This window comes from Arthrobacter sp. Soil761, from assembly GCF_001428325.1.
Classification (GTDB): domain Bacteria; phylum Actinomycetota; class Actinomycetes; order Actinomycetales; family Micrococcaceae; genus Arthrobacter.
In genome coordinates this window covers 90,309-102,886 of the sequence record NZ_LMSF01000008.1, presented here as the reverse complement: position 1 = coordinate 102,886, position 12,578 = coordinate 90,309, and the positions used below count along the sequence as shown (strand labels likewise).

Here is a 12,578-nt window from a genome sequence, read left to right as displayed (position 1 = left end):
CGTCGCCGCCAACGACCCATACAAATCAACCCGCAACCCCGCCACATCACCCAGGACACCCAGGCCCTTGAGCTCCTCAGCGAACACCGCAGCAGCCCGCATCGGCCCCACAGTATGCGAAGACGAAGGCCCAATCCCGATCGAAAACAGGTCAAAGACTCCGACTGCCATAACTAAATCCTTACTGAAACTGTGGTTCGGTTGGTGTGGCCGGGCTTGGGTGGGCGGCAGCGGAATTCCTCCGCGTGCTGGCTCGTTCCTCGCCTCTGACGCACGCTTCCGGAATCCCCAGCCACCCAAGGGTCCGTCACCAAAGCGACAGGGTAAGCAGGAGACGGCCTCCGCGACCCGGGATGGGCGGAAGAAAAACAACACGCTCCGCTCCCACCCGTATGCGGCAGCGAACTCGCGTCCGTGCCCAAGGTGCCTTGCCCCCGGCCCCTGTGGGAGCGGTATCCGGAAGCGTGCGTCTAAGGGAGCGATACGTCCGCTCAGCGGGCGTCTTCGCGACCGAGCACGCGGAGGATGCCGCTCCCACCGGGCCAAAGGCAACCAGAAACGGTCAGGACAGAGGTGCCACGCCCGGGTAGAGCGGATGCGCTGAAGCCAGGGCCTCGACGCGGTGACGCAGACCGGAGAGGTCGGCGTCGGCGTCGGCGATCAAAGCTTGGGCGATGATGTCCGCAACCTCGCGGAAGGCGTCCTCGCCGAACCCGCGGGTGGCCAGTGCGGGCGTGCCGATGCGCAGGCCTGAGGTGACCATGGGCGGGCGGGGGTCGAAGGGAACGGCGTTGCGGTTGACGGTGATGTCAATGGCGGCGAGCCGGTCTTCGGCCTGCTGCCCGTCGAGGTCGCAGTTGCGCAGGTCGACCAGGACCAGGTGCACGTCGGTGCCGCCCGAGATCACGCTGATGCCCTTGGCGGTGACGTCCGGCTGGACCAGGCGTTCCGCCAGGAGGCGGGCACCGGCAAGGACTCGCTCCTGCCGCTCGCGGAACTCTTCGGACGCTGCGATCTTGAACGCCACGGCCTTGCCGGCGATCACGTGTTCCAGCGGGCCACCCTGCTGACCGGGAAACACAGCCGAGTTGATCTTCTTGGCGATGTCGGCGTCGTTGGTCAGGATGATGCCGCCGCGCGGACCGGCCAGGGTCTTGTGCGTGGTGGACGTGGTGACGTGGGCGTGCGGCACCGGCGACGGGTGCAGCCCGGCCGCCACCAGTCCGGCGAAGTGCGCCATATCCACCATCAGGTAGGCCCCCACGGAGTCGGCGATCCGGCGGAATTCTGCGAAGTCGAGCTGGCGGGCGTAAGCGGACCAGCCGGCCACGATCAGCTGAGGCTTGTGCTCCTGGGCCAGCCGTTCCACCTCTGCCATGTCGATGGTGTGGGTGTCCTCGCGGACCTGGTACGGGACCACGTTGTAGAGCCTGCCGGAGAAGTTGATCCGCATGCCGTGGGTCAGGTGGCCGCCGTGCGCCAGGTTGAGGCCCATGATGGTGTCGCCGGGCTTGATCAGGGCGTGCATGACGGAGGCGTTGGCCTGTGCACCGGAGTGTGGTTGGACGTTGGCGAACCCGGCGCCGAAGAGGTCCTTGACCCGGTCGATGGCGAGTTGCTCGATGACGTCCACGTGCTCGCAGCCGCCGTAGTAGCGCTTGCCGGGGTAGCCTTCGGCGTACTTGTTGGTCAGGACCGAGCCCTGGGCCTGCATGACCGCAGCGGCCGTGTGGTTCTCGGACGCGATCATCTCCAGGCCGTCGCGCTGGCGGCCAAGCTCGTCGTCAATCTTCGCGGCAACCTCAGGGTCCAGGATGGACAGGTCGGCGTTCAGGCTTGGGGAGGCCACCTGCTCGAAGGCGCCCACTTCTGCCGGGGCGCTCACAGCTCGCCGCCGTTTGCTGCTGCGTATTCCTCTGCCGACATGAGCGGGCCTTCCTCGGTAACGGCCACCTTGAAGAGCCAGCCCGCACCGTAGGGATCGCTGTTGATCAGGGCGGGGTCCGTGACCACGCCGTCGTTGATCTCGGTGACCTCACCGGTCACGGGGGCGTAGAGGTCGGAGACGGATTTGGTGGATTCCACCTCGCCGCAGGTCTCGCCGGCCGTCACGGTGGAGCCGACCTCGGGGAGGTCCACGTACACGATGTCGCCCAGGGCGTCGGCAGCAACGGCGGAAATCCCGATCCCCGCTGGGCCGGATCCGTCAACAGCAACCCACTCGTGCTCGGCGGAGTACTTCAGTTCAGAAACAACTTTACTCATTGTCTACTTTCCTTCTCTTCAAAACCTGTTGTGGTTGGGCGAAATCGATTTACTTCTGGCGCTTGTAAAAGGGGAGGGGGACGACTTCGAAGCGCTCGGGCTTGCCGCGGAGGTCGATGTCCAGGACGGTCCCGACTTCAGCAAATTCGACGTCGACGTAGGCCATGGCGATGGGGTATCCGAGGGTGGGGGAGGGCTGGCCGGAGGTTACTTCGCCCACCAGGGTGCCGTCCTTGAGGACGGGGTAATGGGCGCGGGCAGCGCGGCGTCCGGCACCCTTGAGGCCCACCAGCTTCTGCCCGATGCTTGAACCGACTCCTGCGGCCTTGATGGCGGCCAGGGCGTCCTTGCCTACGAAGCCGCTCTCCTTCGCCAGCGACACCACGGGGCCCAGGCCGGCCGCGTAGGCGTTGACGTGGCGGGAGAGTTCGTTGCCGTAGAGCGGCATCCCGGCTTCGAGGCGGAGCGAGTCGCGTGCGGCCAGTCCGGCTGGAACCAGGCCGGAGCCTTCGCCGGCCTGGAGCAGGGCCTCCCACAGTGCGGGGGCGTCCAGGTTGGGAACGTAGATCTCGAAGCCGTCCTCGCCGGTGTAGCCGGTCCGGGCCACGAGCAGGTCCTGGACCGTACCGTTGACGGCGATGCCCACCTCGACGGCGGCGTAGTACTTGAGCCCGGCGAGCAGTGCGTGCTGTTCGGCCGGGACCAGCGTCAGGAGGATCGCTTCGGAATTCGGTCCCTGGACGGCGATCAGCGAGGTGCCGGCGGAGGCGTCCTCCACAGTGACGTCGAAGGCGGCGGCGCGTTCCAGCAGTTCCTTGGCCACCACTGCGGCGTTGCCCGCGTTGGGCACCACCAGGTACCTGTCCACGCCCTCTTCGGGGGATGGCCGGCGGTAGGTGATGAGGTCGTCGATGATGCCGCCATCGGCGTTGCAGATCAGCGAGTACTTTGCCTTGCCCACGGCCACCGCGGACAGTTTGCCGGCAAGGGCGTAGTCCAGGAACGCGGCGGCGTCGGGGCCGGTCACCCAGACCTCGCCCATGTGGGAGAGGTCGAACAGGCCGGCCGCCCTGCGCACGGCATGGTGTTCCGCGAGTTCAGACTCGTACTTGAGCGGCATCTGCCACCCGCCGAAGTCCGTGAACGAGGCCCCGGACTTCTTGTGCTGCTCGAAAAGAGCGGTGTAGTTCTCAGTCATTGGAAGTCCTCAGTTCTCAAATTCGGCTGTGCTGTCCTCGAACGCTTCGAGGGGCGGGCAGGAGCAGACCAGGTTCCGGTCGCCGGCGGCGCCGTCGATCCGGCCGACGGGCGGGAAATACTTGTCCTGGCGGAGCGAGGCAACGGGGAAGGCCGCCTGCTCCCGCGGGTAGGCGCGGTCCCAGCCAGAGCTGACGACGGCGGCCGCCGTGTGGGGTGCGTTGCGCACCGGGGATGCCTCCAGGGTGATGTCGCCGCTGGCCACCTGCTGGATCTCGCCATGAATGGTGATCATGGCCTCGATGAAGCGGTCGATCTCGGCCAGGTCCTCGGACTCGGTGGGCTCCACCATCAGCGTGCCCGCGACAGGGAACGAAAGGGTGGGGGCGTGGAAACCGAAGTCGATCAGCCGCTTGGCCACGTCCTCGGCNCCCGCCGGGGGATGACTACCGGGGTCTCGGCCAGGTCCTCTGACTCGGTGGGCTCCACCATCAGCGTGCCCGCGACAGGGAACGAAAGGGTGGGGGCGTGGAAACCGAAGTCGATCAGCCGCTTGGCCACGTCCTCGGCCGTGACTCCCGTCTTCGCCGTGAGTTCGCGCAGGTCCAGGATGCACTCGTGCGCCACCAGCCCGCCTTCACCGGTGTAGAGGACCGGGAAGTAYTCGTTCAGGCGGGACGCGACGTAGTTGGCCGCCAGCAGCGCGGACTTGGTGGCCTCGGTCAGGCCCTCACCGCCCATCAGCTTCACGTASGCCCACGAAATCGGCAGCACGCCGGCCGAACCGAACCGGGACGCCGAGATCGCCACACCGTGCCCGGCTTCGTGCGCCGCCTTGTTCGCGTCGCCCGGCATGAACGGTGCCAGGTGCGCCTTGGCGGCAACGGGCCCGACGCCGGGTCCCCCGCCGCCGTGCGGGATGCAGAAGGTCTTGTGCAGGTTCAGGTGGGACACGTCCCCGCCGAACTGGCCCGGCTGGGCCAGCCCTACNGACGCCGGGTCCCCCGCCGCCGTGCGGGATGCAGAAGGTCTTGTGCAGGTTCAGGTGGGACACGTCCCCGCCGAACTGGCCCGGCTGGGCCAGCCCTACAAGTGCGTTGAGGTTGGCGCCGTCAACGTAGACCTGGCCGCCCGCAGCATGCACAGCGTCACAGACTTCGCGGACATCGGAGTCGTACACGCCGTGCGTGGACGGGTACGTGATCATGATGGCCGAGAGGACGTCCTTGTTGGCCTCGATCTTGGCCGTCAGGTCGTCGTGGTCGATGGTGCCGTCGGCAGCCGTGGCCACSACSACCACCTTCATGCCCGCGAGCACGGCGGAGGCGGCGTTGGTGCCGTGCGCCGAGGCCGGGATCAGGCAGACGTTGCGCTGCTGCTCGCCCCGGGAATGGTACCACCTTCATGCCCGCGAGCACGGCGGAGGCGGCGTTGGTGCCGTGCGCCGAGGCCGGGATCAGGCAGACGTTGCGCTGCTGCTCGCCCCGGGAATGGTGGTAGCCGCGGATCGCGAGCAACCCTGCGAGCTCGCCCTGCGAGCCCGCGTTGGGCTGGATGGACACCTGGTCATACCCGGTGATCGTGGTCAGGTCCGCTTCCAGGCCGGCGATGAGTTCGCGCCAGCCTTCGGTCTGGGAGTCCGGGGCGAACGGGTGGATCGAGGCGAACTCCGGCCAGGAAATGGCTTCCATCTCGGCCGTGGCGTTCAGCTTCATGGTGCATGAACCCAGCGGGATCATGGTGCGGTCCAGCGCCAGGTCGCGGTCCGAGAGCTTGCGGATGTAACGCAGCAGCTGGGTTTCAGACCGGTGCGTGTTGAAGACCGGGTGCTGCAGGTCACCCACAACCTGCTCACCATCAAGGAAATCCCGCAGGAACTGCGCGGCAGCGGTTTCCCCGCCGAAATGGAGAAACTCGTCCACGCACGCCAGCGCGTATNATGGTGCATGAACCCAGCGGGATCATGGTGCGGTCCAGCGCCAGGTCGCGGTCCGAGAGCTTGCGGATGTAACGCAGCAGCTGGGTTTCAGACCGGTGCGTGTTGAAGACCGGGTGCTGCAGGTAGGCCGAGGTGCGCACAATGGTGTCGGGCAGTTCGAATCCCTGGGCGTCACCCACCGGACCGGCGCCAAAGGCGACGGCGACGGCGGAAAGTGTTGCCGCCGTCGTCGTCTCATCAACGGAGACGCCCACCGTGTCCGGATCGATGAAGCGCAGGTTGATGCCGCGGGCTTCAGCGGCGGTGATCACCTTGGCGGCCTTGCCCGGAACGCGGACGGTGAGGGTGTCGAAGAAGGAGTCCGTGACCAGTTCGCGGCCCAGTGACGTGAGTGCTGTTGCCAGGACCCTGGCCTTGTCGTGGACGGTCTCTGCGATCGCCTTCAGGCCGTCGGGGCCGTGGTAAACGGCGTAGAAGGAGGACACGATGGCCAGCAGCGCCTGGGCGGTGCAGATGTTGGACGTGGCCTTCTCGCGGCGGATGTGCTGCTCGCGGGTCTGCAGTGCCAACCGGTAGGCAGGCGTGCCGGCGTTGTCCTTGGAGACGCCCACGATCCTGCCCGGGAGGGTACGTTCCATTCCCTTTTGGACGGCCATGTAGGCGGCGTGCGGCCCCCCGAAGAACAGCGGCACGCCAAAACGCTGGGTGGAGCCGACGGCAATGTCCGCGCCCTGCTCGCCCGGAGGGGTGATCAGTGTCAGGGCCAGCAGGTCCGCAGCCACGGTGACCAGCGCGCCCCGGTCCTTGGCAGCGGCGATCACGGCGGATTGGTCCCACACGCGGCCGGAGACCCCGGGCTGCTGCAGCACGACGCCGTTGATGTCGCCGTCGGGCAGGCCCTTGGACAGGTCGGCGACCTCCACCTCGAAGCCGAGCGCCTCCGCCCGGCCCAGCACGATGGCGATGGTCTGGGGGAGGCAGTCGGCGTCGAGCACCGTCTTGCCGTCCTTCGCTGCCTTGGACTTGTTGGCGCGGCGCATCAGCAGCACGGCCTCGGCCACCGCCGTTGCCTCGTCCAGCAAGGAAGCGTTGGCTACCGGGAGCGCCGTCAGGTCCTGCACCATGGTCTGGAAGTTCAGCAGCGCCTCAAGCCGGCCCTGGGAAATCTCCGGCTGGTAGGGCGTGTAGGCGGTGTACCAGGCCGGGGATTCCAGGATGTTGCGGCGGATCACCGGTGGAGTCACGGTGTCGTAGTAGCCCTGGCCGATCATCTGGACTGCCGTCTTGTTCTTGGCGGCAAGCTTCCGCAGTTCCGTGAGGACTTCAACCTCGCTGAGGGCGTCGGTCAGCTTGAGCGCAGTTTCCTGGCGGATGGGCGCGGGGACGGCCACGTCAACCAGGCCATCCAGGCTGTCGTAGCCGATGGCCTTGAGCATGGTGTCGATGTCGGCCTGGCGGCGCGCGCCGATATGGCGGTCAACAAACGATGTTGGATGCGAATGAATCGTCATGAGGAACTCCAGATCTGGCCGGCCGAAGGTGGCACGGCGTGGGATGGGTTCCTCCCCGCTCTGTATTGGACCTGAGAGATTCCGCGTTGCCTGCTGTTGGCAGGGGACCGCTTGCACCGTCGGTGAACCAGGCAGAAGCCTGATTGCTTTCCAGAGTCGCCTCGCCGTGACGGTACGGGGGCCTGAGAGATTCCTGGGGAGGATTTGCTCCTACGGCGCCTGACCGGTGTTTCGCCGGGAGGACTCTCCCGTCACAGCTCGAAAGGCTTATTCAAATGTGGGTGATTCGGCTCACAAGGTACCGGGATAGACCCGTCCGTGGCAAATCGGGCGGCTTCCGTGCGGGGCTCGAGGGGCACGTGACGCCGTTCTTCCCCGCTTGTGTCGGGAGGGGTTTGACATTCGATCGTGACGGACACCACACTGAACCCCGGGAATGGCGCCGCCGGTGGCTGGCTCAGCGTATCCGGAGCAGCCCACCAGTCGGTGCCTGTCCCATTGCATGACCGGCCGTGGCCCAAAAAGCCTGCGGCTTCCAACTGAATACGCCTTCGACCTGCGGCGGGAGAGCCCTGCCGGGTACATCCAGCAGGCGCCGTAGGAGCAAACCCTCCCCAGGAAACTCTCAGGCCCACGTACCGCCGCGGACAGGCAACTCTGGAAAGCAGCCGGGCATGACCCTGGCTCACCGGCGGTGCAAGCGGCTTTTGCTGCGGAAACTCTCAGGTCCACTACAGAGCGGGGAGGAACCAAATCTTTTGCGGCACCCAAAAGCCGCTTTATCGATGGAGTTCCTCATGGCGATTCATCCCCCCACGTCCAACGGCGAACCAGCCCGCAGCCAAGGCGCTGCCACGGCAGCCCGCAGCGAGCCTCCCCACCTGGAGCGGCAGCTCACCAACCGGCATATCCAGCTCATCGCCATCGGCGGCGCGATCGGCACGGGCCTGTTCATGGGTTCCGGCAAGACCATCTCCGCGGCCGGCCCATCCGTGATCTTCGTATACATGATCATCGGCTTTATGCTTTTCTTCGTCATGCGGGCCATGGGTGAACTGCTGCTCAGCAACCTGAACTACAAGTCCTTCAGTGATTTCGCCGCCGATCTCCTGGGGCCGTGGGCCGGATTCTTCACCGGCTGGACGTACTGGTTCTGCTGGGTGATCACCGGAATCGCGGACGTCATCGCCATTGCAGGGTACTCAAAGGAACTTTGGCCGGCGCTGCCACTTTGGATCCCGGGCCTGGCCACGGTGGGCATCCTGCTCCTGCTGAACCTCGCCACCGTCAAGGCGTTCGGCGAGACCGAGTTCTGGTTCGCCCTCATCAAGATCGTCGCCATCGCAGCCCTGATCATCGTGGGACTCTTCATGATCTTCACCGGTTTCCAGAGCGACGCGGGCACCGCAAGCTTCACCAACCTGTGGAGCCATGGCGGGTTCTTCCCCAATGAGTTCATGGGCTTCGTGGCCGGATTCCAGATCGCAGTCTTCGCCTTCGTAGGCATCGAACTGGTGGGAACCACCGCCGCCGAGGCCAAGAACCCCGAGCGCACGCTGCCCAAGGCCATCAACGCCATCCCCGTCCGCGTGCTGCTCTTCTATGTCGGTGCGCTGGTCATCCTGATGGCGGTCACCCCGTGGACCCAGTTCGCCGCCGGCCGCAGCCCCTTTATCGGTATGTTCTCCCTGGCCGGCCTCGGCGCCGCGGCCACGGTGGTCAACCTGGTGGTCCTGACTTCGGCGATGTCCTCCGCGAACTCCGGCATCTACTCCACGTCCCGCATGGTCTTCGGCCTGGCCCAGGAAGGCGACGCCCCCGGTATCTTCAGCCGGCTCTCCACGAGGAAGGTGCCCAGCAACGCGCTGTTCCTGTCCTGCGTCCTGCTGCTGTCCGGCGTCGTACTCATGTATGCCGGCCAGGATGTTGGCATGGCCTTTGAAATGGTGACTACCGTGTCTGCGGTCTGCTTCGTCTTCGTCTGGTCGATCATCCTCGCCAGCTACATCTCCTTCCGGCGCCGCCGGCCGCACCTGCATGCGGCGTCGAAGTTCAAGATGCCCGGTGGCATTCCCGCCGTGTGGGTGGTGTACGCATTCTTCGCCTTCGTCCTTTGGGCCCTTACCACCCAGCCCGACACTCTCGTTGCACTGCTGGTAACCCCTATCTGGTTCGTCATCCTGGGCGTGGCTTGGGCCATCCTGCGGCGCCGTCCCGCCCACCTGGCCCGCTTCGAGGTCTTCCGTGCCGAGCTTCAGGCAGACCAGGCCACTGCCGCGCGCAGCGGCGGCCAGGACGCCGGGGCGGCGGGGCGCGAGGTCCAGCAGGCCGGGAAGTAGCGTCCGACGGCGGGTTGCAGCGGCGGCGGTGAGGTGCAGGTACCGCATCCTGCCGCCGCAGCCCGCCGGACGAAGCCACGGCCCGGAAGTTAAGCATGCTTAGTGTCTATCCACATAGGATGGAAAGGCACGGCAGCCTAGCCGCTGCAGGTCGATTTGAATGAAGGTGACCATGGCCCGGCGCAGCAACCCCGCAGTACGCATCGCACAGGAAACCGCCCACAACGCAATGTTTGACGCCGAGGGCAAGCCCAAGCCCGGCGTCCACAACATGCTCCTGAAAGCAGTGCAGATCCAGCGGCCCCTGGTGGTTGGCTACATCCGCAGGCTCCAGAAGAGGCATCCGCGGGCGACGGCCGCGCAGCTGGCGGACATTGCAGAGCGCGACTACCTGCGGGCTGTTGCCGGAGGGGGAGCCCTGGTGGGTGCCACCGCCGTCGTCCCCGGCGTTGGAACCGTGGCGTCGCTGGGACTTTCCGCAGCCGCCACCGTTGGCTTCCTGGAAGCCACAGCCCTGTACGCAACATCGCTGGCTGAACTGCACGGCATCCGTCTGACCAACCCGGAAAAGGCCGGCACCATGGTCATGGCCATCATGCTCGGCGAGGAGGGCACCGCCCTGCTGGGCACGCTCAGCGGCCAGGCATCCGGCGGCGCCACCAACACCTGGGGCAACGCGCTGTCCAAATCCATGGTGGTGCCGGGTTTCGGCAGCGTCCGGAAGAGGATCCAGCATGCCTTCCTCAAGAACCTGCTCAAGCGCCAAGGGACTGCCTTGTTCGGGCGGGCCCTCCCGTTCGGCATAGGGGCCGTTGTCGGCGGAGCCGGTAACCTCGTGATGGGCCGTGCGGTGGCCAAGAATGCCCGGGAGGCGTTCGGGCCGATGCCGGACACCATTCCCGGGGAGCTGACTTCCGCTGCCGGGCCGGACAACCTGACGCTGGAAGGCAACATCATTGGATCTCAACGCTGACGTAGGCCAATCATTCGGCTCCTGGACCGCGGGAGGCGATCCGGCGATGCTCCAGCTGGCAACCAGCGCCAACGTAGCTTGTGGCCTCCACGCGGGCGATCCCGTCACCATGCTCGACAGCTGCAGGGCCGCGTACGAACTTGATGTCACCGTCGGTGCGCACCTGGGCTACCGGGACCTGGCCGGCTACGGGCGCCGCATGCTTGGCATGAGCTTCGACGAGCTCTTCGGGGACGTGCTGTACCAGCTGGGCGCGCTCGACGGGGTTGCGCATGCCGTGGGCGCCTCCGTGGACTATGTGAAGGCGCATGGAGCGCTGTACGACACCACGGTCCATGACGCCGAGCAGGCCTCCGCCGTAGTGGCTGCGGTCAACGCCTACGATCCAGGCCTTCCGTTCCTGGGCTTCCCGGGCTCGGAGCTGCTGAAGCAGGCCAAGGAAGCCGGGCACCCGGTGTTCGTTGAGGCTTTCGCCGACCGTGCCTACCTCGCCGACGGCAGCCTGGTGCCGCTCTCCGAGGACGATGCCGTCCTGTACGACGTCGATGCGGTGGTCGAACGGGCCGTCCGCCTGGCCACGCAAGGCGAAGTGGTTGCCGTGGACGGATCCGTAATTGCGGTACGGCCCGACTCCCTGTGCATTCACGGTGGGACCCCTGACGCCGTAGAAATGGCGGCCCGGATCAGGGCAGGACTTGAGGACGCAGGCGTCGCACTGGAGTCCTTCGCGTAGGAGCCTGCAGCCGTACGGCGGGCCGACTTCTTTCAACAATTCCAGCGTCACTCCAGCCCTCCCTGCCGCCGTCGTACGCCTTATCGACACGCACATTCCTTTTCGCACCCCAAATATCCCCAGCGAAAAGGAAGATGCGCAGCGCCAAGATGAATCCGCAGCGAAAAGGAAGATGCGCAGCGCCAAGTCCACCCGGGACCTACAGCAGCGGAAAACTACCCAAAGATCAGCTGCGCCACCGTGAAAATCCCCAGCCCGGCCAGGGACCCCACCACGGTGCCGTTGATGCGGATGAACTGCAGGTCCTTACCCACCTGGAGCTCGATCTTCTGCGAGGTTTCCTCGGCATCCCACCGCGCCACGGTGTCCGTAATAACGCCTGCGATGTCCGAACGGTAGGTGCGGACCAGGTACCCGGCGGCGTCACCGATCCATGCGTTGACCTTCCCGGCCAGTTCGGGGTCGTCCACGAGCCGTGACCCAAAATCGCGCACCGCAGCCTTGAACTTGATGGTCAGTTCGCTGTCCGGATCATCCACGGCGCCCAGCAGCGCGTTCTTGACCGTTCCCCAGGTCCGCGAGGCCAGTTCGCGCACTTCGGGGTCGCCCAGGACCTGCGCCTTGATGTCTTCCGCACGCGCAATCATCGCGGGGTCATGCTGCAGGTCCTGTGCCAGGTCGTTGAGGTACTTGTCGATTGACTGCCGCACCTGGTGGCGGGGGTCAGCCTGGACGGCACGGACGAACTTCAGGATCTCGATATAGACCTTGTCGCCCACCAGTCCGTCCACGAACTGCGGAACCCACGTGGGGGAGCGGTCGGACACCAGGCGGGTGACGGTTTCGTGGTTGTCGTCCACCCAGTCCGCCGCGCGGTCCACCAGCAGGTCCACCAGCGTGTGATGGTGCCCGTCATGGAAGATGCGCTCCGCCAGCCTGCCCACGGGAGGTCCCCACGGCGGGGTGAGCAGATGCTTGCGCACCATGCCCTCGATGACGGCCTGGACGTCGTCGTCATTCAAAACCTTGAAGGCGCCGCGGATAACGGCGGCTCCCTCCTTGGCCACGCGTTCGGCACCACCAGGGCCGGCCAGCCAAACGCCGGCCCGGCGCGCGATGTTGACGCTGGCCAGCTTCTCCTGGACCACCTGCTCGGAGAGGAAATTGGTCTCCACGAACTCGCCCAGCGAGGCCCCGATCTGGTCCTTCCGGCGGGGAATGATGGCGGTGTGGGGAATCTTGATGCCCATGGGGTACTTGAACAGGGCCGTCACGGCGAACCAGTCGGCCAGCGCGCCCACCATTCCGCCCTCGGCCGCCGCGCGCACATACTGCAGCCACGGGTAGTCCTTCTGCAGCGCGAACGCAAAGACAAAAATCACGGCCATGGCGATCAGCAGGCTCAGCGCCAGCAGCTTCATCTTCCGCAGCGCTGCCGCTTTCTCGGCGTCGCCGGCACCGGGCTGGCGGCTTACGACGGCGCCTGCCGCCACAGTGCCAGGGCGCACCTGCTGTGCGGCCTCGGCGGGGGGATCCTGCGTGGTTGGCCCAGTAGTTGCCTCAGAGTTCACCTGCATGTGCCAAGCCTAGCCCCGAAGGCGGGGGCCGGTCGGCTACCGTG

General features: G+C 66.1%; 9 protein-coding genes, 3 pseudogenes and 2 riboswitches. Of the genes and pseudogenes, 3 read left to right on the top strand and 9 right to left on the bottom strand.

All coding sequences use genetic code 11. The features are described 5' to 3' along the window. The 8 genes and pseudogenes from ASG79_RS23035 to ASG79_RS06990 form a co-directional block, all read right to left on the bottom strand. A partial coding sequence (locus ASG79_RS23035) for a serine dehydratase beta chain (RefSeq protein ID WP_321165695.1) occupies positions 1–171 on the bottom strand: 171 nt, incomplete at its 3' end. A 391-nt stretch (positions 172–562) separates the two neighbouring features. Beyond that, positions 563–1,885: a serine hydroxymethyltransferase gene (gene glyA, locus ASG79_RS07015; RefSeq protein ID WP_056389658.1), complete on the bottom strand. Its 1,323-nt coding sequence runs from the start codon at positions 1,883–1,885 to the stop codon at positions 563–565. Next, positions 1,882–2,265, bottom strand: coding sequence for a glycine cleavage system protein GcvH (gene gcvH / locus ASG79_RS07010; RefSeq protein WP_018772259.1), 384 nt, complete (start codon positions 2,263–2,265; stop codon positions 1,882–1,884). Before gcvH ends, glyA begins: the two co-directional genes overlap by 4 nt. Before the next feature lie 49 nt (positions 2,266–2,314). Continuing rightward, complete coding sequence (gcvT, locus tag ASG79_RS07005) at positions 2,315–3,463, bottom strand: glycine cleavage system aminomethyltransferase GcvT (protein WP_056389655.1); 1,149 nt, start codon at positions 3,461–3,463, stop codon at positions 2,315–2,317. 9 nt (positions 3,464–3,472) lie between these two features. Further along, positions 3,473–3,883: a hypothetical protein gene (locus tag ASG79_RS07000; protein ID WP_056389652.1), complete on the bottom strand. Its 411-nt coding sequence runs from the start codon at positions 3,881–3,883 to the stop codon at positions 3,473–3,475. A 10-nt stretch (positions 3,884–3,893) separates the two neighbouring features. Next, positions 3,894–4,365 (bottom strand): annotated as a pseudogene (locus ASG79_RS24055) (glycine dehydrogenase (aminomethyl-transferring)); the annotation flags it as partial. Between the two features lie 88 nt (positions 4,366–4,453). Further along, positions 4,454–5,400: pseudogene (locus tag ASG79_RS24460) on the bottom strand (hypothetical protein); the annotation flags it as partial. Between the two features lies 1 nt (position 5,401). Next, positions 5,402–6,912 (bottom strand): annotated as a pseudogene (locus ASG79_RS06990) (glycine dehydrogenase (aminomethyl-transferring)); the annotation flags it as partial. A gap of 160 nt (positions 6,913–7,072) precedes the next feature. Further along, positions 7,073–7,173, bottom strand: a riboswitch (glycine riboswitch). A 291-nt stretch (positions 7,174–7,464) separates the two neighbouring features. Beyond that, positions 7,465–7,563: riboswitch (glycine riboswitch) on the top strand. A 146-nt stretch (positions 7,564–7,709) separates the two neighbouring features. Between ASG79_RS06990 and cycA the strand changes: the two are divergent. The 3 genes from cycA (at position 7,710) to ASG79_RS06975 (ending at position 10,957) form a co-directional block, all read left to right on the top strand. Then, entirely contained in the window at positions 7,710–9,251 is a 1,542-nt protein-coding gene (gene cycA, locus ASG79_RS06985; RefSeq protein WP_056389650.1) for a D-serine/D-alanine/glycine transporter, read from the top strand. A gap of 172 nt (positions 9,252–9,423) precedes the next feature. Then, positions 9,424–10,224: a hypothetical protein gene (locus ASG79_RS06980; protein WP_026266216.1), complete on the top strand. Its 801-nt coding sequence runs from the start codon at positions 9,424–9,426 to the stop codon at positions 10,222–10,224. After that, positions 10,208–10,957 carry a LamB/YcsF family protein gene (locus tag ASG79_RS06975; protein WP_056389647.1) on the top strand — a complete coding sequence of 250 codons (750 nt, stop codon included), beginning with the start codon at positions 10,208–10,210 and terminating at the stop codon, positions 10,955–10,957. Before ASG79_RS06980 ends, ASG79_RS06975 begins: the two co-directional genes overlap by 17 nt. A 215-nt stretch (positions 10,958–11,172) precedes the next feature. Here ASG79_RS06975 and ASG79_RS06970 read toward each other — a convergent pair whose 3' ends face one another. Next, positions 11,173–12,534 carry a DUF445 domain-containing protein gene (locus ASG79_RS06970; protein ID WP_156400176.1) on the bottom strand — a complete coding sequence of 454 codons (1,362 nt, stop codon included), beginning with the start codon at positions 12,532–12,534 and terminating at the stop codon, positions 11,173–11,175. Positions 12,535–12,578 lie beyond the last annotated feature (44 nt).

Excerpts from the sequence above, each read along its gene's own strand:
- gcvH (WP_018772259.1), bottom strand. The coding sequence starts at position 2,265 with ATGAGTAAAGTTGTTTCTGAACTGAAGTACTCCGCCGAGCACGAGTGG.
- gcvT (WP_056389655.1), bottom strand. The coding sequence starts at position 3,463 with ATGACTGAGAACTACACCGCTCTTTTCGAGCAGCACAAGAAGTCCGGG.
- cycA (WP_056389650.1), top strand. The coding sequence starts at position 7,710 with ATGGCGATTCATCCCCCCACGTCCAACGGCGAACCAGCCCGCAGCCAA.
- ASG79_RS06980 (WP_026266216.1), top strand. The coding sequence starts at position 9,424 with ATGGCCCGGCGCAGCAACCCCGCAGTACGCATCGCACAGGAAACCGCC.
- ASG79_RS06970 (WP_156400176.1), bottom strand. The coding sequence starts at position 12,534 with ATGCAGGTGAACTCTGAGGCAACTACTGGGCCAACCACGCAGGATCCC.